17 protein-coding genes are annotated in these 22,883 nt (G+C 48.9%); 14 read left to right on the top strand and 3 right to left on the bottom strand.

Annotated elements, in window-relative coordinates:
• The coding region (locus DWY57_RS17720; protein WP_119962173.1) for a DUF4434 domain-containing protein at positions 1 to 437 on the bottom strand (437 nt) is incomplete at its 3' end.
• Positions 438 to 762: 325 nt separating this feature from the next.
• Between DWY57_RS17720 and DWY57_RS17715 the strand changes: the two genes are divergently transcribed.
• The 6 genes from DWY57_RS17715 to DWY57_RS17680 all read left to right on the top strand — a co-directional run bounded on the left by DWY57_RS17715 (position 763) and on the right by DWY57_RS17680 (position 9,786).
• Positions 763 to 1,965, top strand: a complete 1,203-nt coding sequence (locus DWY57_RS17715; protein ID WP_117866658.1) for an ROK family transcriptional regulator — start codon at positions 763 to 765, stop codon at positions 1,963 to 1,965.
• 474 nt (positions 1,966 to 2,439) lie between these two features.
• Positions 2,440 to 3,591 carry a hypothetical protein gene (locus DWY57_RS17705; RefSeq protein ID WP_243634713.1) on the top strand — a complete coding sequence of 384 codons (1,152 nt, stop codon included), beginning with the start codon at positions 2,440 to 2,442 and terminating at the stop codon, positions 3,589 to 3,591.
• A gap of 1 nt (position 3,592) precedes the next feature.
• Positions 3,593 to 4,360 carry a M15 family metallopeptidase gene (locus DWY57_RS17700; RefSeq protein WP_117601089.1) on the top strand — a complete coding sequence of 256 codons (768 nt, stop codon included), beginning with the start codon at positions 3,593 to 3,595 and terminating at the stop codon, positions 4,358 to 4,360.
• A gap of 191 nt (positions 4,361 to 4,551) precedes the next feature.
• Complete coding sequence (locus tag DWY57_RS17690; protein ID WP_117964947.1) at positions 4,552 to 5,799, top strand: class I SAM-dependent methyltransferase; 1,248 nt, start codon at positions 4,552 to 4,554, stop codon at positions 5,797 to 5,799.
• 273 nt (positions 5,800 to 6,072) lie between these two features.
• The gene (locus DWY57_RS17685; RefSeq protein ID WP_119962169.1) at positions 6,073 to 8,841 is read left to right on the top strand and encodes a TonB-dependent receptor; all 2,769 of its coding nucleotides are present in this window, start codon (positions 6,073 to 6,075) and stop codon (positions 8,839 to 8,841) included.
• A gap of 12 nt (positions 8,842 to 8,853) precedes the next feature.
• Positions 8,854 to 9,786, top strand: a complete 933-nt coding sequence (locus DWY57_RS17680; protein WP_165853620.1) for a metallophosphoesterase — start codon at positions 8,854 to 8,856, stop codon at positions 9,784 to 9,786.
• A gap of 177 nt (positions 9,787 to 9,963) precedes the next feature.
• Here DWY57_RS17680 and DWY57_RS17675 read toward each other — a convergent pair whose 3' ends face one another.
• Positions 9,964 to 11,772 carry a mechanosensitive ion channel family protein gene (locus tag DWY57_RS17675; protein ID WP_117964966.1) on the bottom strand — a complete coding sequence of 603 codons (1,809 nt, stop codon included), beginning with the start codon at positions 11,770 to 11,772 and terminating at the stop codon, positions 9,964 to 9,966.
• A 168-nt stretch (positions 11,773 to 11,940) separates the two neighbouring features.
• Between DWY57_RS17675 and DWY57_RS17670 the strand changes: the two genes are divergently transcribed.
• The 5 genes from DWY57_RS17670 (at position 11,941) to DWY57_RS17650 (ending at position 18,353) form a co-directional block, all read left to right on the top strand.
• Positions 11,941 to 12,921 carry a calcium/sodium antiporter gene (locus tag DWY57_RS17670; RefSeq protein ID WP_117964968.1) on the top strand — a complete coding sequence of 327 codons (981 nt, stop codon included), beginning with the start codon at positions 11,941 to 11,943 and terminating at the stop codon, positions 12,919 to 12,921.
• Positions 12,922 to 13,071: 150 nt separating this feature from the next.
• The gene (locus DWY57_RS17665) at positions 13,072 to 14,208 is read left to right on the top strand and encodes an N-acetyltransferase (protein WP_117964970.1); all 1,137 of its coding nucleotides are present in this window, start codon (positions 13,072 to 13,074) and stop codon (positions 14,206 to 14,208) included.
• A gap of 135 nt (positions 14,209 to 14,343) precedes the next feature.
• Entirely contained in the window at positions 14,344 to 16,260 is a 1,917-nt protein-coding gene (locus DWY57_RS17660) for a DNA topoisomerase IV subunit B (RefSeq protein ID WP_117965078.1), read from the top strand.
• Complete coding sequence (gene coaD, locus DWY57_RS17655; protein ID WP_005830918.1) at positions 16,257 to 16,715, top strand: pantetheine-phosphate adenylyltransferase; 459 nt, start codon at positions 16,257 to 16,259, stop codon at positions 16,713 to 16,715. The genes DWY57_RS17660 and coaD overlap by 4 nt, the downstream gene beginning before the upstream one ends.
• Positions 16,716 to 16,739: 24 nt before the next feature.
• On the top strand, positions 16,740 to 18,353 hold the full coding sequence (locus DWY57_RS17650) for a S41 family peptidase (RefSeq protein WP_165853621.1): 1,614 nt from the start codon (positions 16,740 to 16,742) through the stop codon (positions 18,351 to 18,353).
• A 73-nt stretch (positions 18,354 to 18,426) separates the two neighbouring features.
• Here the strand turns inward: DWY57_RS17650 and DWY57_RS17645 are convergent, their stop codons facing one another.
• Positions 18,427 to 19,029, bottom strand: a complete 603-nt coding sequence (locus DWY57_RS17645; RefSeq protein ID WP_117601081.1) for a phosphatase PAP2 family protein — start codon at positions 19,027 to 19,029, stop codon at positions 18,427 to 18,429.
• Positions 19,030 to 19,134: 105 nt separating this feature from the next.
• On the opposite strand from DWY57_RS17645, the gene DWY57_RS17640 reads away from it, so the two are divergent.
• The 3 genes from DWY57_RS17640 to DWY57_RS17630 all read left to right on the top strand — a co-directional run bounded on the left by DWY57_RS17640 (position 19,135) and on the right by DWY57_RS17630 (position 22,881).
• The gene (locus DWY57_RS17640; RefSeq protein WP_117601080.1) at positions 19,135 to 20,037 is read left to right on the top strand and encodes an AraC family transcriptional regulator; all 903 of its coding nucleotides are present in this window, start codon (positions 19,135 to 19,137) and stop codon (positions 20,035 to 20,037) included.
• 162 nt (positions 20,038 to 20,199) lie between these two features.
• Positions 20,200 to 20,898 carry a succinate dehydrogenase/fumarate reductase cytochrome b subunit gene (locus tag DWY57_RS17635; RefSeq protein ID WP_005830923.1) on the top strand — a complete coding sequence of 233 codons (699 nt, stop codon included), beginning with the start codon at positions 20,200 to 20,202 and terminating at the stop codon, positions 20,896 to 20,898.
• 36 nt (positions 20,899 to 20,934) lie between these two features.
• On the top strand, positions 20,935 to 22,881 hold the full coding sequence (locus DWY57_RS17630) for a fumarate reductase/succinate dehydrogenase flavoprotein subunit (protein WP_005830924.1): 1,947 nt from the start codon (positions 20,935 to 20,937) through the stop codon (positions 22,879 to 22,881).
• The last annotated feature ends 2 nt before the right edge of the window (positions 22,882 to 22,883 follow it).

Raw genomic sequence — 22,883 nt, 5'->3', positions numbered from 1 at the left:
CAGTACTTGCCCGAATCATATAAACCAAAATAGAACTTCATGTGATATTTCCCCGCCAGCCGAAGGAACATGTCCAACAAATCGACGGAAGGCATATAACACCCTTTGCCCAGCAAATGCGCCGAAGGATAAGTAATGAATTTGCGATAACCCGACCGGATCATTATGACCGTGTCAATTCCAATACTCTGCATATACCGGAAATCCTGATCCCATTCCCTTTCCCCCCAATTCTGATGGGGAATATCATGGGATATCTCATCCAAGAACGTGCCGGTAATTTTAAGTGCATCGCCCATGGGAACTAGCATGGAAGAGGCAGACTCTTGAGAAAAGAAGCAATCCCCATCACCCTCTCGCCCCAACAATGAAGGGGCCATGAATGCAGACGCACCGAACAAAGCGGTCCTCTTTAAAAAATCCCTGCGTGTTTTCATTATTAATAAAATTAAGATCAACCATTATATATTAAACCTATCGAATACACTTTTTTAAGATAAAAAATCAATTATGTTTTTCATTGTTTTAGATATTAATTGTTATTATTCAATTATCACGCTGCAAATATAGATATATTTATTATATTTGCAAGACTTAATAAAGTATTTAATTAATATATAACCTACAATTAATATATATTAACGCGTAATTACAAAACAATTTACATAATAACAAATCAAATACATAATATTTCAGAATAATAAATCCGTATTTATTAATATAATAAGCAAAATAGAGTAAATAACATAAAAATACATACATATGAAACAGAACTTATTAAAAGAAATGGAAACCGGGAGCAAGAATGCACTCTTAAAAAAAAGGATCATCACACATTATATATATAATGGGAGCTCCACTATTACCGACTTGGCCAAGGAACTCGATCTGAGTGTGCCCACAACCACCAAATTCATCAATGAAATGTGTGAGGACAACTATATAAACGACTATGGGAAACTGGAGACCAGTAGCGGCCGCCATCCAAGCCTATACGGACTCAACCCGGAATCAGGATACTTCATTGGAGTGGACATTAAGAAATTTGCCATAAACATCGGACTGATCAATTTCAAGGGGGATATGGTGGAAATCAGGATGAACATACCATACAAGTTCGAAAATACACAGGAAGCTTTGGAAGAACTGTGTGCACTCATCCGAAACTTCATAAAGGGAACGGAAATCAACGACAAGAAGATAATGAACATCTGCATCAACATCTCCGGAAGAGTAAATCCGGAATCAGGATATAGTTTCAGCATGTTCAACTTTTCAGAGCGTCCTTTGGCGGATGTATTGAATGAAAAAATAGGGTACCCGGTCTGCATAGACAACGACACAAGGGCCATGACCTATGGAGAGCATATGCAAGGATGCGTCAAAGGGGAAAAGGACATCATCTTTGTCAACATAAGCTGGGGACTCGGAATCGGCATCATCATAGACGGGAAGGTATACACGGGAAAATCTGGATTTTCCGGAGAATTCGGGCATGTCAATGTTTTCGATAATGAAATACTGTGCCACTGCGGCAAAAAAGGATGCCTGGAAACGGAAGCCTCAGGATCGGCACTACACCGCATCCTGTTGGAAAGAATCGGTAGCGGAGAAAGTTCCATACTATCAAAACGGACTGCAGAAAATCCGCCCACCTTGGATGAAATCATCACCGCAGTCAATAAAGAGGACTTGCTATGCATTGAGATAGTGGAAGAAATAGGCCAAAAACTGGGAAGGCAAATAGCTGGATTAATAAGCATATTCAATCCGGAACTAGTAATAATCGGGGGTACACTATCATCAACAGGAGACTATATAGTGCAGCCTATCAAAACGGCAATAAGGAAATACTCATTGAATCTGGTCAACAAAGACGCCACGGTGACTGTTTCCAAGCTAAAAGACAAGGCTGGAGTAGTTGGGGCCTGCATGCTGGCACGGAGCAGAATGTTCGAAATTTAAAACGACCATTGCCAGCATAATGGGATTGACAAAGAGTATACCAAGAACGCAACTATCATATGCAAAAATATTGAAAAAGCGAGTCAGTAGTTGGTTACTGATAAAAGCACAGAATAAACCAGCATCATGATAACCGATTTCCAATACTGCCTCATATTGTGGAATTCGAAAATGCAGATTATTAAACTGTCAATAAAGAGAAGATGGAATCTATAGGATATACTCGGAAATATTACGAACATAACAAAGATTTGGGAAAGTATACCCTAAGATAAGGACAGAAAAGCAAGAAGCCATCATTACGGGTATCTATATTACTATAATTCCCTATCTGTAGCCTGCGTAGTGGGTTTAGGTGACGGAAAGAGGTTGTGGCAATCACAATCTCTTTCTTTTTATGATACATGGGAAGCTGTTGCATTTCAGATAAAATCCTTTACCTTTGCCGGCAAACACATTTATCAAGATATCAGGATGAAGAAAGTACTTAAATTGGCCGGAGGATTCATGGTCGGGGCATGCATCGGTTTCGTAGGAGTAATAGGTGTAAGAGTCCTGGTTTTGGGAGACTCGTTCGACGGTTTACACAGCAAGTTTGCCGAAACCGGCATGCTGGAGACGGTAGGAATTTCCCTGTTAGCCATACTGATTCTGCTGTTCTCCATCTTCCTGCAAGTACTTCTGCACGAAGGCGGGCATCTTGTCTGCGGACTGGCAACCGACTACCGCTTCGTCTCCTTCCGCATCTTCAACCTTACCTTCATACGGAAAGACGGGAAATTATGCATCAAGCGTTTCAGCCTTGCCGGAACGGGAGGCCAATGCCTGCTTACCCCACCCGAAAGGCCTCTTGAAGATATCCCAACCACCTTGTACAACCTGGGTGGAGTGCTTGCCAACCTGCTGACCGCCATCCTTGCCTTCCTCCCCCTGCTGACCGTAGACGGGCTGCCTTACCTGCTGAAATTCTTCCTTCTGATGCTCTCTTTGATTGGCATTCTCCTTGCAGGGATGAACGGCATCCCCATGAAGATGGGCGGCATCGGCAATGATGCCGACAACATGTGCCTGCTTCTCAAGGACAGCAAGAGCAAGCAGGCACTGGTCACCCAGCTGCGCATCAACGCATTGGTGCAAGAGGGCATGCGTCCTAAGGACATGCCTGCCGAATGGTTCAGCCAAACGGAAGACATCAACTACAAAGATGCCCTGCAGGTCACCATAGCCTTGATGAGCGCCTCGCGCCTGCTCGACTGCGAAGAATGGGAAGCCGCCTACAATGCATTTGAGAAAATAATGAGCCACCGGCACGAAGTCATCGGGCTTTTGATAAAGGAAACCGCTTGCGAGCTGCTCTTCACCGCATTGGTGACAAAGAGGACCGCACGGGCAGAAGAATTATATACCGATGAGCTGGATACCTACATCCGGCAATATAAGGATGTGACGTCTTCCAAACAGCGGCTGCTCTGCGCCCTGGCACTCTACCGGGACAAGGATACGGCAAAGGCAAAAGAGATTTACGAAGCCACCTGCCAACGGAAAAACAAATACCTGATGCAGGGAGAAGTAGATTCGGACATAGCCTTGATGAAATCAATCCTTACCGCCAAGAATGCCTTGTAAGATGGAACGATATTTCTTTTACTTGTTATATCTGCTGCTTGGCTGCTCACTATGCGGTTGTAGCAGAAAACAAGCGCCAAAGCAGACACAAGACCCGGATACGGAGACCACCATCCCGTACGTCGACACCATAGCGGCACCCGTCCCTCCGGCTCCGGCTAAAAGCCGGACAGCCCGCTACCTGGACTCCCTCGGTTTCGTCAACATCGCCGAAGCGGACAGCAGCATCGCCATCGACTTGATGTACACCCGTGCCGACAACTTCACCGGAACCCTATTGTACGAAGACCTGAAAGAAGCCTACCTGCACCCCGATGCCATGAAAAGCCTGAAGCGGGCACAACGCCTACTGAAAGAACAGTACCCCGGCTACAGCCTCATCGTCTACGACGCAGCGCGCCCCTTGTCCGTACAGCAGAAGATGTGGAACGTAGTGAAAGGAACCTCCAAATACATCTATGTCTCCAACCCCTCACGCGGCGGCGGCCTGCACAACTACGGGTTGGCAGTAGACATCAGCATACTCGACGATAAAGGAACCCCTCTGCCCATGGGCACCCCGGTAGACCATCTGGGCAGGGAAGCCCACATCACAGAAGAAGCCGTGCTCGTGGCACAAGGCAAGCTGACGGAACAAGAACGTGAAAACCGGCTGCTGCTCCGGCAGGTAATGAAAGAAGCCGGATTCCACCCGCTACCCAGCGAATGGTGGCACTTCAATCGCGTCGGCAGGCAGACGGCGAAGGAGCGATACCGGGTCATCCCTTAACTCTCACCCCCAGCTTGTCCGAAAACTTAATTTTGCTATCGCTTTGACGCAGATGACACGGATTTTAATCTTCTTAATCTGCGTAATCAGCGTCATCTGTGTCTGAAAAATAATCAGACAGAAAGCTACGAATTCATGCCTTACTTTGCCCTTTTTGAGATAACTTTGCATCAGAATAAATAAGCCAAGCCATGCCTTTATCCCAAGACACCCTCCGTTTCATTCGCGAGCATCGTCGCGACGACGTGCGCAGCCTTGCTTTGCAGGCACGCCGCTACCCTTCGGTAGACATGCCCGCTGCCATCACACAAATTTCCGGCTGGCAGGTTGCCAAAGAGAAAATACCCGCATGGGCGAAGAACGACGACATCCTCTACCCCGCCCACCTCTCATTGGAGCAATGCTCCTCCCAAGCAACGGCACAGTATAAAGCGGAGATCATAGCTAACCTGCTATGCACAGAACAAGAGCATCCCGCGAAGGACAGCGCCCCTGCACCAGCCGCCACTTTTACCGACCTCACCGGAGGTTTCGGCATCGACTGCTCCTTCCTCTCCTGCTGCTTCGGGCACGCCACTTACGTAGAGCGCCAGGAAGCCCTCTGCCAGATAGCCGCACACAACTTTCCTGCCCTCGGCCTAAATCACATCTTCGTCTGCCACGCAGACAGCGTCCGCCATCTGCAAGAGATGGAACCCGTAGACTGCATATTCATAGACCCTGCCCGCCGCGACGGACACGGCGGAAAGACCATAGCCATCGGCGACTGCGAACCCGATGTAGCCACCCTGGAAGACCTGCTGCTCCGGAAGGCACGGCACGTACTGATAAAACTCTCCCCCATGCTCGACCTCACCCTTGCCATGAACGATTTGAAACATGTCCGCCAGGCACACATCGTCTCCGTAGGCAACGAATGCAAGGAGCTGCTGCTCTTGCTGGGACAAGGCGGAAGCCTGCCAACAGACGACGTCCCCATCCATTGCGTCAACTTCACCTCCGCCCCGGCTCCCCAAACCCTTGTCTTCACCCGCGGGCAAGAGAAAGAGTGTGCATGCCCCTACACTCCTCAACTGAAATCGTACCTCTACGAACCGAATGCCTCCGTGCTGAAAGCCGGAGCGTTCCGCAGCCTTTCCTTATTATATAAGGTTAAAAAGCTGCATCCCAACAGCCACCTCTACACTTCGGACAGCCTCCTTCCCGACTTCCCCGGCCGCAAGTTCCGAATCTCCTCCTCCTGCGGCTTCAGCAAGAAAGAAATGAAAGAGATGTTGGCTGCCGAGAAAAAGGCGAACCTCACCGTACGCAACTTTCCCGCCACCGTTGCCGAACTGCGCAAACGGCTGAAACTGGCCGAAGGGGGAGACTCTTATCTCTTTGCCACTACCCTGGCAGACGAAAAGAAGGTACTTATCCGCTGCCAGACTACCGGATAAGACACCAAACCCTATATCTTTCCTTGCACAAGATGTACATCTCATACTGTTCGAGATGTACATCTCATGCAGTCTGAGATGTGCATCTCGTGCATCCTTAGCATTAGTCTGCCAGACGACGACAAAAAGAGATAGCGCCGAAAGAGTACTACCTCCAAGAGCTTATGTAACTTCATTGTAACCGAATCGTTACCTGTTCTTCAACTCTCTGCAAAATCCGCGTAACGGCAACCTCCTACTTTTGCGGCAGATTATTAACAGATAATAACAATTATGAAACAGATCTTGAGAGCATTCTTATTCCTGCTCTTATTCACCGCCACCGGCAATACAGCCATGGCCGACGAAAAAGCAAATGTCACGAAACAAGGAACTGTACGCGGGCGTATCATTGACGCCACTAAACAGACTCTCCCGGGCGCTTCTATCTACATCGAGAAACTACACACTGGCGTGACGAGCGACGTCAACGGCTTCTACACTTTCTCTAACCTTGACCCGGGAACCTATACAGTAAAGGTGAGCTACGTGGGCTACTCGCCCGTAGAACTGAAAATCACCATCCCCGCAGGCCGCACACTGGAGAAAGACGTCGTGCTAAACGAAGGTGTGGAGTTGCAGGAAGTGGTGGTAGGCGGCGCCTTCCAGGGACAGCGCCGTGCCATCAACTCACAGAAAAACAACATGGGGATTACGAATGTAGTCTCTGCCGACCAGGTAGGCAAGTTCCCCGACTCCAACATCGGTGACGCCCTTAAACGCATCTCCGGCATCAACGTGCAGTACGACCAAGGCGAGGCGCGCTTCGGGCAAGTACGGGGCACGAGTGCCGACCTCAGCTCCGTCACCATCAACGGCAACCGCGTTCCCTCTGCCGAAGGCGATACGCGCAACGTACAGCTCGACCTCATTCCGGCAGATATGATTCAGACCATCGAAGTAAACAAGGTGGTCACTGCGGACATGGACGGCGACGCCATCGGCGGCAGCATCAACCTCGTCACCAAGAACTCCCCCTACAAGCGCACCATTGCCGCCACTGCCGGAACCGGCTACAACTGGGTGAGCGAAAAGGCGCAACTGAACCTTGGCTTCACCTACGGCGACCGCTTCTTCAACGACAAACTCGGCTTGATTGTATCGGCCTCCTATCAGAACTCACCTTCCGGCTCCTACGACACCGAATTCGTGTGGGAGCAGGACGATGACGGCAAGACGTACGTCAACGACTACCAAATCCGCCAATACTACGTCACCCGCGAACGCCAAAGCTACTCCGCCGCACTGGACTGGGACATCAATGCCAACCACAAACTCACCTTCAAAGGCATCTTCAACAACCGCAACGACTGGGAGAACCGCTACCGTACCACGCTGAAAGACCTTGACCCCGACGGCAACGCCACCGTACGCATACAGACCAAAGCCGGTACGCCGGACAACCGTAACGCCCGCCTGGAACGCCAGCGCACCATGGACTTTGCCCTCGGCGGCGAACACCTCTTCGGCTCACTCTCCATGGACTGGCACGCCAGCTATGCCAAAGCCAGCGAAGAACGTCCCAACGAACGCTACATCGACTTCCAACTGAAGAAACAGAAGTTCGACATGGACCTGAGCGACGAACGCGAACCGTTTGCCAGCCCCAAAGCAGGCTCTACCATGACGCTGAACGATGAATTCAGCCTGAAAGAGTTGACGGAACAGCAGGAAGACATCAAGGAGCAGGACCTGAAGTTCTCCGCCAACTTCAAGCTTCCCTTCAAGAACGGCAACAAGCTGAAGTTCGGCGCAAAGGTGGTGCGCAAGACCAAGGATAAAGAAGTGGACTTCTACGAATACTCTCCTCTGAACGAGGACGCCTTCATGACGAACAGCCTGGCAAATACAGTGGACCAAACCAACAAGAACTTCATGCCCGACAACAAATACCAGGCAGGCATCTACGCTAGCAAGGAATACACCGGCTCTTTAGACTTGAACAACGCTTCCCTCTTTGAGAAAGAGCAGGTGCAGGAAGAACTTGCCGGTAACTTCGATGCCCGCGAAACCGTGACTTCCGGCTACCTCCGCTTCGACCAAAAACTGACAAAAGACGTGGAACTGATGACCGGACTCCGCATAGAGAACACCAACCTTGCCTATACGGGACGCACCTACGATGCCGACGAAGACCTCACCAGTAAGACCGACCGTCAGCGCAACAGCTACATCAACTTCCTGCCGTCGCTGCTCGCCAAGTGGAATGTAAACGATGACTTCAAAGTGCGCGGTTCGTTTACCCAAACCTTGTCACGCCCCAAATACTCGGCCCTCGTGCCCAGTGTGAATATCAAGCGTTCCGACAACGAAATCACCATCGGAAACCCGGAGCTGAAACCTACCGTCTCCTACAACTTCGACTTGAGTGCCGACTATTACTTCCGCAGCATCGGTCTGATAAGCGCCGGCATCTTCTACAAGAAGATAGACGACTTCATCGTAGACCAGGTGAGCACCAACTACGAATACCAGGGTAACACCTACACCCGCTTCACCCAACCCAAGAATGCGGGCAACGCCAACCTGGTAGGGGTAGAGTTATCCTACCAGCGCGACTTCAGCTTCATTGCTCCCGCTCTGAAATGTGTAGGTTTCTACGGAACGTACACCTACACCCACTCCCGTGTGGAAGACTTCAACTTCGAAGGCCGCGAGAATGAGAAAGACTTGAGCATGCCAGGTTCTCCGGAGCATACCGCAAACGCTTCCCTATACTTTGAGAAAGGCGGCCTGAACCTGCGTCTGAGCTATAACTTCGCTTCCGACTTCATCGACGAAATGGGAGAAAGCACCTTCTACGACCGCTACTACGACAAAGTGAACTATATGGACGTAAACGCGAGCTATACCTTCGGAAAGAAATTCAAGACTACCTTCTACGCCGAAGCCAACAACCTGCTGAACCAGCCACTACGCTACTACCAGGGCACGAAAGACCGTACCATGCAGGCAGAATACTACGGCGTGAAAGTGAATGCAGGAGTGAAGATTAATTTTTAATGATGACTGATTATGAAGAAACTATTCCTTTTATTATTGGTTGCCCTACTCGGCAACGCGGCTATTGCCCAAATTACCGATTACTCCATCTTCGACAAGAAGTTCAACTTCTACGTAGCCAACGACCTCGGCCGCAACGGCTACTACGACCAGAAACCCATTGCCGAACTGATGGGACAGATGGCAGAGAACGGCGCAGACCCCGAATTCGTACTTGCCACCGGCGATGTACACCATTTTGAAGGTGTACGCAGTGTGAACGACCCTCTTTGGATGACCAACTACGAACTTATCTACAGCCATCCGGAGCTGATGATAGACTGGTTCCCCCTGCTGGGCAACCACGAATACCGCGGCAATACGCAAGCTGTGCTCGACTACAGTAACGTCAGCCGCCGCTGGACAATGCCTGCCCGTTATTATACCAAGACATTCGAGGATAAAGGCGCTACTATCCGCATCCTTTGGGTAGACACCGCCCCGATGATTGACAAATACCGCAATGAAAGCGATACCTATCCCGATGCCTGCAAGCAGGACTACCGGAAGCAACTTGCCTGGGTGGACTCCGTACTGAGCGCCGCCAAGGAAGACTGGGTTATCGTTGCCGGACACCATCCCATCTATGCCGAAACCCCGAAGGACGAGAGCGAACGCGCGGATATGCAGGCACACCTCGATCCCATTCTGCGCAAGCACAAGGTGGATATGTACATCTGCGGGCACATCCACAACTTCCAGCATGTACGCGTGGCAGGCAGCGACATCGACTATATCACCAATTCCGCCGGTTCGCTCGCCCGCAAGGTGAAGCCCATCGAAGGAACCGTATTCTGCAGCCCCGAACCGGGTTTCTCCATTGTATCGGCCAGCAAAAAGACACTGGAACTGCGCATGATTGACAAGAAAGGAAATGTACTGCACACGGTGACGCGCAGCAAATAACCTACTAAACTCTTCGCGACAGAAAATCCGGAAATGTTGAAGAAAATACAGTCACACTGAAGAATACATCGAAAAGTTTTCAAAACAAAACAGAAAAGGATCTTGCAGGAGATAATAGATGAACTGTAATATTATCACCGAATACGAAAAAGCTTGTACTTGCGGGATAAAGGGAAATCATGATTTCCCTTTATCCCGCAAGTCATCCTTGGGTATGGTCGTCTCACTGCCGTCACGCGTAGCTATGTAGTGAGGAGACATGATTTCGATGCCTGCTTCGTTGAAAACATCCTGGATATTCTGATGCAAATCAGAGTAAATCTGGCTAAGGCTGTTGGCATCCCTGATATAGGCATTCACTTGATAAACCGGATAATAATCCTGAAGGGAAGTTTCCAATATAAACGGGCGGGGATCATCTATCACTCCAGGGGTATTCAATGCAGCCTCTATCAACAGCTGGTGTGTCTTCCGCCACGGAACATCGTAGCCAATACTGACCTCCGAATGGATAATCAATCCATACTCACGGGCAGACTGGCTGTAATTGACCGTATGGGAAGACATGATGAAAGAGTTCGGAATGGTCACCACCTCATTCTTCGGGGTACGGATGCGGGTGACAAGCGGCGTTTTCTCAATGATGTTGCCCGTAGTGTCGTTCAGCTTGATGCGGTCACCCAGCTTGAAAGGTCGCATGTAGGTTATGACCAGCCCTGCAATGATATTGCCGATAACTGTACTGGAGCCGAGCGAAACAATCAAGCCGACAAACACAGAGATTCCCTGGAAGACTCCCGACTTGGAACCCGGCAAATAAGGGTAAATCATGGCAATCATAAACGCATAAAGCAAGAAGCGCACAATGTGATAGGTAGGAATGGCCCAATCCGGATAGAAGCCGTTTATCTTCAGCCGTTCAGCCTGCACCTCATTGGCAAGATAGCGCACCAGTCTGACTAAATACTTCACCGCATAGCATATCACAAAGATAGTGAACAGATTGGGTATATAGTCGGTTATTCCATTCAGAATGACCTTTATAGGATTCCAGATGTAGGAGAATAATGTATAAGCCAAACTCTTGGTCTGAGGGAAAATGGAGAATAACAGTGGAACTGTCAGCAACAACTGCAACAGCATGACCACATAACGCACCAGATTGGCAGCAAACACCAGCAGGTTGACCTGCTTCTGCGTATCCAACAATTCATAATCCTGAATGGAGATCGGTTTCAGTTTGGTATCCTTCAGTTTCTGGATGCGTAGTTTGAGCTTTCTGAACAGCCAGTTAGTAAACTTGAATAGGAAGAATTGTCCTACAAGCACCAGGATAAAATACAAGATGCGTTTACCCAACTGCCACAAGCTATGCTCCTTCTGCATGGCTTTTAGTTTGTCCACCACGACATGCCTCTTGCTGGCGGCCAGCTGGTCGCGAGTACAGTTTTCCCACAAAGCATCCTGATCGGTAAAGGAAATGATGACCTTTTCGCCATACATCAAGTCCGTAACAATATCCGTACTCTCCAAATAAACAGAGTCCGGACGCAGACTGAAACGCGTGCCCAATGCTTCGATGACGCTACTTACATCCTTGGCCCGCTGCTGAGGCGTATGCCCTCCACGCTTGGCATATAGATAGAACAAGGTGTCCTTCTCTACCACCACCGGAATACCCGGCGTCACCGTCCGCAACGAATCAATGCGTTGTTTCTGCAATGCCAGTTTCACCGAATCGGCCGCATAGCCCGCCAACTTCATCTGCTCCATTTCCATCCGCAAATTCGCCTCGTTCAGCCGGGCTGTTTCCAACTCCCGCCGGACAAGCGACAACTGAATCGAATCGGAGTCGGTCCTTGCCACTGTGACACTCCCCACACTATCCTCCCCTAAAACACTGAGCACTTTATCTACCAGCTGAGCTGACACTCCGCCCGCCAGCATCAACAGCCAACTAAGACAGAAAGTACGGATAACCTTCATATATAAACTTCTTGATTTGATTCTTTAATTATGCAAGCATACCCAATAAATGCTCCAAACATACAGAATGTTTTTAACTTCCTATCCTAATCAACATAACTTTTTCATGCAAACATGAAAATTCTATATCCAGTTTGCATTATCTTTGTACTCAAAATTGACATACTTATGGATATATTGTTTCTTGTCGGAGGACTGCTCCTCATTCTTTTGGGTGCCAATGGCTTGACAGATGGTGCCGCATCCGTTGCCAAACGTTTCCATATACCGTCCATCGTCATCGGGCTCACCATTGTTGCCTTCGGTACTTCCGCACCGGAACTCACCGTCAGCATCTCCTCTGCTCTCAAAGGCAGTGTAGACATTGCCATTGGTAATGTGGTGGGAAGCAATACGTTCAATACCCTGATGATTGTGGGTTGTACAGCCCTTTTTGCCCCGATAGCCATCACCCGCAATACACTGAAACGCGAAATACCCCTTTGCATCCTTTCATCCTTCGTCCTGCTGATTTGTGCCAACGATGTCTTTCTGGACGGCGGTGGGGAGAACATACTCAGCATCACCGACGGCCTATTGCTGCTATGCTTCTTTGCCATTTTCCTGAGTTATACTTTTGCCATCGCAAAAAGGGATGGAAGTATGAAGGAACCGGAAAAAGAGCACTTGCAGGAAGAAGACGAAATCAGACTGTTACCCGCGTGGAAGTCTACCCTATACATTCTCGGCGGACTTACCGGCCTCATCATCGGAGGTAATTTCTTTGTAGACGGCGCCAGCGGCATAGCCCGCGGATTGGGTGTCAGCGAATCCATCATCGGCCTTACGCTCGTAGCAGGCGGCACATCACTGCCCGAACTTGCCACCTCCATCGTAGCCGCCTTGAAGAAAAACCCCGAAATAGCCATCGGAAACGTCATCGGAAGCAATCTCTTCAATATATTCTTTGTGCTGGGTTGTTCGGCCTCCATCACTCCACTGCGTCTGACGGGCATCACCAATTTCGATTTGTGGGTACTTGTTGGGGCCAGCCTCCTGCTTTGGCTGTTCGGTGTCTTTTTCGGGAAACGCATCATCACCCGGCTGGAAGGGAGCATTCTGATTCTCTGCTACATTGCCTACACAGCGGTACTGATATACAACCTCTAACAGCAAATTTACAGACACTCTACGCGGTATTTTAAAGATTATCACGTATCTTTAAATAAGGCAAGCTGCATCTCGGCATAAAAAATAAGCAAGCTTATTTTGTTCTACTCTCAGTTTGCATTACCTTTGCCACCTCAATATTGAACAACTATGGCAATTACAATCAAGAAAGTAACCACAAGACGGGAATTGAAACGCTTTATCCGTTTCAACTACCTGCTATACAAAAACAACCCTTATTCCGTCCCCGACCTTTTCGATGACATGCTCAACACCTTCAACAAGAAGAAAAACGCTGCATTTGAATTTTGTGAAGCCGACTATTTCCTGGCTTATCGGGAAGGTAAAATCGTAGGACGTGTAGCTGCCATCATCAACCACAAGGCAAACCAAACCTGGAACAAAAAGGAAGTCCGCTTCGGCTGGATAGACTTCATCGACGATGCGGAAGTCTCCGATGCCCTGATTCGCACCGTGGAAGAATGGGGAAAAGAACGGGGAATGACACATATACAAGGCCCGCTGGGATTCACAGACTTCGATGCCGAAGGTATGCTTATCGAAGGATTCGACCAGCTCAGCACCATGGCCACCATTTATAACTATCCCTACTATCCGCAACATATGGAGCGCATGGGATTTGAGAAGGATGCCGATTGGGTGGAGTACAAAATCTACATTCCGGATGCCATACCCGACAAGCACAAGCGCATCTCCGACCTCATCCAGCGCAAGTATAACCTCAAGATAAAGAAATACACATCGGCCAAGAAGATTGCCCAAGACTACGGTCAGGCCATCTTCGAACTGATGAACGAAGCCTATCAGCCCCTCTACGGTTATTCTGCACTGAGCCAACGGCAGATTGACCAATACGTCAAGATGTACCTGCCCATCCTCGACCTTCGCATGGTGACACTGATTACCGATGCCGATGACCAGCTGCTTGCCGTAGGCATTTCTATGCCATCCCTCGCCGAAGCGTTGCAAAAAGCCCACGGGCGCCTGCTTCCTATGGGTTGGTATCACCTGGCCAAGACCATCTTCTTGAAGAAATATCCCAAAATGCTCGACTTGCTGCTGGTTGCCGTAAAACCGGAATATCAGAACAAGGGCGTCAATGCACTGCTGTTCTCCGACCTTATCCCCGTCTATCAGCAACTTGGTTTCGAGTATGCCGAAAGTAATCCGGAGCTGGAATTGAACGGCAAAGTACAAGCGCAATGGGAGTACTTCAAGACGGAACAGCACAAACGGAGAAGATGCTTTGTGAAGGGAATAAAATAAATTCTAAATCCAGAATATAAGCTTGTCAGAAGTCCATAAAAGACATTATTTTTTTGCGAACCCCCGAATTTCTCATTACCTTTGTCGCAATGCGCAATATGAAGGAATAACGTACTTATGGAAGATAACAACAATATGACCCTGCCGCTGGAAGAAGCAGACAACAATATCACAGAGAGCCCCGTTTCCAGCGTAGAATATACCGACGACAACATCCGCCACCTGGACGACATGGAGCATATCCGTGTCCGTTCCGGTATGTACATAGGCCGTCTGGGCGACGGCTCACAGAACGACGACGGTATCTATGTGTTGCTGAAAGAAGTGATGGACAACAGCATCGACGAGTTCAAGATGGGTGCCGGAAAGCGTATAGAAGTGACTATAGAAGACGGCCTGCGCGTCAGCGTGCGCGACTATGGACGAGGCATCCCGCAAGGCAAACTGGTAGAGGCAGTCAGCAAACTGAATACCGGGGGTAAATATGACTCGAAGGCTTTCAAGAAAAGTGTCGGACTGAATGGCGTGGGCATCAAGGCGGTCAATGCGCTGAGTAGCCGTTTCGAGGTACGCAGCTACCGCGACGACAAAGTACGTACCGTCATCTTCGAGAAAGGAACGCTGTTGAGTGATGTGACCGAAGACTCGACAGAAGAAAACGGAACTTATATCTTCTTTGAACCGGACAACACGCTCTTCTACAACTATTCCTTCCAGAACCAGTTCGTAGAAACCCTGCTGCGCAACTACACCTACCTGAATACGGGCCTCACCTTCATTTACAACGGACAGCGCATCGTCTCCCGCCACGGGCTGGAGGACTTGCTGAAAGACAACATGACCAGCGAAGGCCTTTACGACATCATCCACTTGAAAGGAGAGGACATCGAGATTGCCTTCACACATACCAATCAATACGGTGAAGAGTACTACTCCTTTGTCAACGGGCAGCACACCACCCAAGGCGGTACACACCAGACTGCCTTAAAGGAACACATTGCCCGTACCATCAAGGAATTCTACAACAAGAACCAGGAGTATGCCGACATACGCAACGGACTGGTAGCCGCCATCGCCATCGACGTGGAAGAACCCATGTTCGAAAGCCAGACCAAAACGAAACTGGGCAGCAACAACATGTGGCCTGCCGCGCCGCAGGAGCACAAGCCCGCCGGCCCCACAGTAAACAAATACGTAGGAGACTTCATCAAGACGGAAGTGGACAATTACCTCCACAAGAACCCGCTTGTGGCCGAAGTGATGCTGCAAAAGATACAGGACTCCGAGAAAGAGCGCAAAGCCATTGCCGGCGTCAACAAGCTGGTACGCGAGCGCGCCAAGAAAGCCAACCTGCACAACCGCAAGCTGCGCGACTGCCGTTACCACTTGAGTGACGGTAAAGGCAAGGATCAGGAAACCGAATCCTGTATCTTCATTACCGAGGGAGACTCTGCCAGCGGCTCCATCACCAAGAGCCGTGACGTGAATACCCAAGCAGTATTCAGCCTGCGTGGTAAACCGCTAAATACCTACGGACTGACCAAGAAAGTAGTTTATGAAAACGAAGAATTCAACCTGCTCCAAGCAGCCTTGAATATAGAAGACGGCATAGAAACACTGCGCTACAACAAAGTCATCGTAGCCACCGATGCCGATGTGGACGGCATGCATATCCGCCTGCTGATTATCACCTTCTTCCTGCAGTTCTTCCCCGACCTGATAAAGAAGGGACATGTATACATCCTGCAAACTCCGCTCTTCCGCGTGCGCAACAAGAAGAAGACAAGCTATTGCTACACTGAGGAGGAACGTGTGAAAGCCATTGAAGAACTGGGTCCCAACCCCGAAATCACCCGATTCAAAGGTCTGGGAGAAATCTCGCCAGACGAGTTCAAGCATTTCATCGGCAAGGACATGCGTCTGGAGCAAGTGTCGCTGCGCAAGACAGACCTCGTAAAGGAACTGCTGGAATTCTACATGGGTAAGAATACCATGGAACGGCAAAACTTTATTATCAACAACTTGGTTATAGAAGAAGACTTGGCATCATGAGAAGAGCTATCTTTCCGGGAACATTCGACCCATTTACTATCGGACACTCCTCGGTAGTGAGCCGTGCACTAACTTTCATCGACGAAATCGTTATAGGAATCGGCATCAATGAAAACAAGAACACGTATTTCCCCCTGGAAAAGCGCGAACAGATGATACGGGACTACTACCGGAATGAGCCGCGCATCATTGTGCAGTCATACGATTGCCTGACCATCGACTTTGCCCGGCAGGTAGATGCCAGCCTAATTATACGCGGCATACGCACCGTCAAGGATTTCGAATATGAGGAAACCATTGCCGACATCAACCGCAAACTGACCGGCATAGAAACCATCCTGCTCTTCACCGAGCCGGAACTTACCTGCGTCAGCTCCACCACTGTGCGCGAACTACTGCAATACGGCAAGGACATCAGCATGTTCATACCGGAAGGAATGGAGATTAGGGATTAAGGATTAGGAATTAAAATGGAGATGATGAAGAAACTATTTACTATTATAATATGTATATGCGCGATGACGGCGCAAGCGCAAAAGCCGAATAATGAAGCCCTGCGCAAACTACAGATGGCAGAGTTTGCCATCACCAACCTCTATGTGGACAAGGTGGATGAAGACAAGCTGGTGGAAGAAGCCATCATCAAGATGCTGGCACAACTCGACCCGCACTCCACCTACAACAATGCCGAAGAAGTAAAGAAAATGAACGAGCCGTTACAAGGCAATTTCGAGGGCATCGGTGTACAATTTCAGATGATAGAAGATACCCTGCTTGTGATACAACCCGTCAGCAACGGTCCTTCCGAGAAAGTGGGTATCCTTGCCGGTGACCGTATCGTAGCCGTCAACGACAGTGCCATTGCCGGAGTAAAAATGAGCACGGAAGATATTATGAGCCGCCTGCGCGGACCGAAAGACTCGGAAGTGAAACTGACCATCGTACGCCGTGGCGTGGAAGACCAGCTGTACTTCAACGTAAAACGTGACAAAATTCCCATCCTCAGTCTGGATGCCTCTTACATGATACAACCCAAAATTGGCTATATACGCATCAACCGCTTTGGAGCAACCACTGCTGAAGAATTTGCAGAAGCCCTGAAAAGCCTGCAGAAAAAGGGGATGAAAGACCTAATCCTCGACCTGCAAGGAAACGGAGGAGGGTATCTGAATGCCGCCATCGACCTTGCCAACGAGTTTCTCAAGCAAAAAGAACTCATTGTCTACACCGAAGGAAGGGCTTCGCGCCGCAGTGATTTCTTTGCCAAAGGTACGGGCAACTTCAAGAACGGACGCCTCATCGTATTGGTGGACGAGTACTCCGCTTCTGCCAGCGAAATCGTGACCGGGGCCATTCAGGACTGGGACAGAGGTGTGATAGTAGGGCGCCGCACATTCGGTAAGGGACTGGTACAGCGTCCTATCGACCTGCCGGACGGTTCCATGATTCGTCTGACCATAGCCCGTTACTATACCCCTTCGGGGCGTTGCATCCAGAAGCCTTACGACAGTACCGCCAACCTCGATGGTCGTCTGAGTGGAGAAAACAGTCAGGATAAATATAATCAGGAACTGATAGACCGCTTCAATCATGGAGAAATGATTCATGCGGACAGTATCCATTTTGCCGACTCCCTGAAAGTGCAGACCAAACGTATGGGGCGTACCGTTTACGGAGGTGGAGGTATCATGCCCGACTTTTTCGTCCCCATCGACACTACCCAGTACACAGACTATCACCGCAATCTCGTAGCCAAAGGCGTGGTTATCAAAGCCACTACCGGCTACATCGAGAAACACCGGAAGGAGCTGCAGAACAAATACAAGAAATTTGAAGCCTTCAACGAGAAATTCGAGATAGACGAAAACTTCCTTGCCGAAATACGTGCGCTTGCCGACAAGGAGAAAATCAAGTTTGACGAGAAACAGTACCACCAATCCCTACCGCTCATCAAGACACAACTCAAAGCCTTGATTGCCCGTGACCTATGGGACATGAACGAATACTTCCAGGTGATGAACAATACGAACCAGAGCGTACAGCAAGCTCTAAAAGTGTTGAATGACGACATTTACAGTACCATTATTCAATAGCCGGCTTGAAACCGACATTAGGCGCGGATTATGCGGAATACGTAAACTAAATCCGCGTAATCCGCGCCTAAAATTATTCTCCAAACAGCCATTTATTCAACCACTTGTTGACATAGATATTGACCACAGCACATCCTGCACCGATTGCAGCCCCCGCCAATACATCCGACGGATAATGCACTCCCTCGTTCATACGGGAAACTCCCACGGAACAAGCCCACAAGGCAGACGGAGCTATCACATACCATTTAGGATACTTCACACTGAGCGAGGTGGCAAGGGCAAAAGCCGTTGCCGTATGCCCGGAAGGAAAAGACGGGCTGCCTTCATGACTATATGCATGTACTCTGTCGGGATATTTATCATAAGGACGTTCACGACCCACCAGATACTTCATTCCATAAGTCACAACAAAAGCCCCCGCCACACTTGTACCTACGTAGACCGCATCTTTCAGCAAACCCTTATCATGTTTTATCCAAGCGGCAACGGCCATCGCCACCGGAACACCGACAGCAATATAGGGCTCCGAACGTGAAATTATCTTATTATAGTTACGGACAAACTTGCCATCCCAACTGTTAACCCGGTGCAAAGTGTTGATATCCCAATTCTGTGCCGAAAGACCGGATACAACAAGGCAGATAAAATATACAAAAAAAACAGCCTTTTTCATAAGTCCTTTATACTAGTTTGACGCAAAGATAGGACAAATAGATAGAGTTTTCACAAAAAAATTCTATCTTTGTTGCCACATTTATAATAATTTGCTAATCATTTCATGAGACTGGAAACTTACTGCAACCGACAGATTGATTGTGTGGTATGTCCTCAAAAATCAGAAGAAGTATTGGTTTACCGCCACTATCCCAAGGGACAACATTTCTCTGCTGAAAAGTGCACACAGAACTGCATGATATTTATGCTGAAAGGCGAATTACTTGTAAACAGTAACGAATATCCGGGCACCACTCTCCAAAGTCGCCAGCTCATCCTGCAAGCCATCGGCTCCAAAGTAGAGCTCTTGGCTCTAACCGAAGTGGAATATATTGTCTATTGGTTCACCGAGCTCCCCCTAATTTGCGAAGAGCGTTACAAAGAGATACTGAAACGCTCGGAAGCCCCCCTGATTTACACCCCGCTTACAGCAATTCCCATGCTCGAAGGACTTCTGAAAAGCCTTGCCTGCTACCTCAACGAGCAGCCTTATGCGTGCAGCAAATACATTGAAATGAAATGCCAGGAACTGGCATACATATTAACATGCTACTATCCACTACACCAAATCAGTACATTTTTCTACCCCATCAGCACTTATACGGAAAGCTTCCAGTATTTCGTCATGCAGAACTACGACAAAGTGAAGAATGTGGAGGAGTTTGCCCACCTCGGCGGATATACCACCACCACATTCCGTCGTATGTTTAAAAACATGTATGGGGTCCCGGTATATGAGTGGATTCTGGACAAGAAACGCGAAGGAATTCTGAACGACCTGCAATATACCAAACAACGCATTTCAGTCATCAGCGCCCGCTATGGCTTTGATTCCCTATCCCACTTTGCCCACTTCTGCAAAGACTCTTTCGGAGACACACCCCGCGCCCTGAGAAAACGTTTGGCAAACGGAGAAAAGATTTCCATTATCTGCAAAGAGCAAGGCAAAGACCAGGAGGACGAGTAAACCTTTTACTTGTCCGCAAACTTCGCATCCTGCCGGATTACGGAATTATTTCTTTAATCGCTTGCTTTATCGCTGGATTTCTCCTATTTTTGCGAAACATTTACAGAAGTATCCTGATAGAACAAATTTTCAAACTATTAAATAACTTAAATTCAATCATTTATGTGGTTAAGTAATTCATCTGTAGGAAGGAAAGTGGTGATGAGCGTTACCGGTATCGCCCTTGTCCTGTTTCTGACATTTCACATGGCGATGAACCTGGTTGCATTAGTCTCGGCTAATGGCTACAACATGGTTTGTGAGTTCTTGGGAGCAAACTGGTACGCATTGGTGGCTACGGTAGGTCTGGCTGCCTTATTCATCATCCACATCATCTACGCTTTCTGGTTGACTATGCAGAACCGTAAGGCACGTGGTAGCGAACGCTATGCCGTTACGGAAAAGCCCAAGACTGTGGAATGGGCTTCTCAAAACATGCTCGTATTGGGTATCATCGTAATCGTAGGTTTGGGCCTGCACCTCGTAAACTTTTGGGCTAAAATGCAGCTTCCCGAGTTGATGCACAACATGGGCATGCATGCCGACACCCTCACGCTGGCATATGCAGCCAACGGTGTCTATCACATTCAGAACACCTTCAGCAATCCGGTATTCGTAGTGCTTTACCTTGTTTGGCTGGGCGCATTGTGGTTCCACCTCACTCACGGTTTCTGGAGCTCCATGCAGTCTTTGGGCTGGAACAACAAAGTATGGATTAACCGTTGGAAATGTATCTCCAACATCTATTCTACTATCGTTGTCCTCTGCTTCGCTCTGGTAGTTGTCGTATTCTTTGCAAAATCATTGTGCGGCGCTTGCTAAATTCAAATTGTAAATGACTAAATTGTAAATTGCATTATGACTAAGATAGATTCTAAAATACCGGAAGGACCGGTGGCTGAGAAATGGACCAATTATAAGGCTCACCAAAAATTAGTAAACCCTGCCAACAAACGTCGTCTGGACATCATCGTAGTAGGAACCGGACTTGCCGGTGCCAGTGCTGCCGCCTCTCTGGGCGAAATGGGTTTCAGAGTATTCAACTTCTGTATCCAGGACTCTCCGCGCCGTGCACACTCCATCGCTGCACAAGGTGGTATCAATGCTGCTAAGAATTACCAAAACGACGGTGACTCTGTGTACCGTCTGTTCTACGATACAGTAAAAGGTGGCGACTACCGTGCCCGCGAAGCCAACGTTTACCGTCTGGCTGAAGTATCCAACAATATTATCGACCAATGCGTTGCACAAGGTGTTCCTTTCGCCCGCGAATACGGCGGTACACTGGACAACCGTTCTTTCGGTGGTGCCCAAGTATCACGTACTTTCTACGCTAAAGGTCAGACCGGACAGCAGCTGTTGCTGGGTGCATACTCTGCATTGAGCCGCCAGGTGAACGTAGGTACCGTAAAACTGTACACCCGCTACGAAATGGAAGATGTTGTCCTCATTGACGGACGTGCCCGCGGTATCATTGCAAAGAACCTCGTTACCGGTAAATTGGAACGTTTTGCCGCCCACGCTGTGGTAATCGCTACCGGTGGTTACGGCAATGCCTACTTCCTTTCTACCAATGCAATGGCATGTAACTGCTCTGCTGCAATGGCTTGCTACCGTAAAGGTGCCTGGTTTGCCAACCCTGCTTACGTACAGATTCACCCCACTTGTATTCCGGTTCACGGTGACAAGCAGTCCAAACTGACTTTGATGTCCGAATCTCTGCGTAACGATGGCCGTATCTGGGTTCCGAAGAAGCTGGAAGATGCCAAGAAACTGCAGGAAGGTACACTGCAAGGAAAAGATATTCCCGAGGAAGACCGCGACTACTACCTGGAACGCCGTTATCCGGCATTCGGTAACCTCGTTCCGCGTGACGTTGCCAGCCGCGCTGCCAAAGAACGCTGCGACAAGGGCTTCGGCGTGAACAACACCGGTCTTGCCGTATTCCTTGACTTCTCCGAAGCTATCAACCGTCTGGGTAAAGATGTCGTTGCACAACGTTACGGCAACCTCTTCGATATGTATGAAGAAATCACTGATGTCAGCCCATACGAAAACCCGATGATGATTTATCCGGCTATCCACTATACCATGGGTGGTATCTGGGTTGACTACGAACTGATGACCTCCATCAAGGGACTGTTCGCCATCGGTGAATGTAACTTCTCCGACCACGGTGCAAACCGCCTCGGTGCTTCCGCCCTGATGCAAGGTCTGGCCGATGGTTACTTCGTATTGCCTTACACTATCCAGAACTATCTGGCCGACCAGATTACAGTTCCCCGTTTCTCTACCGACCTGCCCGAATTTGCAGCTGCAGAAAAGGCCGTTCAGGAGAAGATTGACTGGATGATGAACATCAAGGGTAAGAAGTCTGTAGACTCTATCCACAAGGAACTGGGCCACATTATGTGGGAATATGTAGGTATGGGACGTACGGCCGAAGGCTTGAAGGAAGGTCTGAAGAAGCTGAAAGAAGTCCGCAAGGAGTTCGAGAAAGAACTGTTCATCCCGGGCGACAAGGAAGGTATGAATGTAGAACTCGACAAGGCTATCCGTCTGTACGACTTCATCACTATGGGCGAGCTGGTTGCTTACGATGCACTGAACCGTAACGAAAGCTGCGGCGGTCACTTCCGTGAAGAATATCAGACTGAAGAAGGCGAAGCCAAGCGTGACGATGAAAACTACTTCTACGTGGCTTGCTGGGAATATCAGGGTTCTGACGAAAAGGAACCGGTATTGCTGAAAGAGCCGCTGGTTTACGAAGCAATCAAGGTACAGACTCGTAACTACAAGAGCTAATC

Source organism: Bacteroides sp. AF25-5LB (assembly GCF_003602965.1).
Classification (GTDB): Bacteria; Bacteroidota; Bacteroidia; order Bacteroidales; family Bacteroidaceae; genus Bacteroides; species Bacteroides uniformis.
The sequence above is the reverse complement of the archived record's forward strand: the minus strand, read 5'-3'. Positions and strand labels throughout refer to the sequence as shown.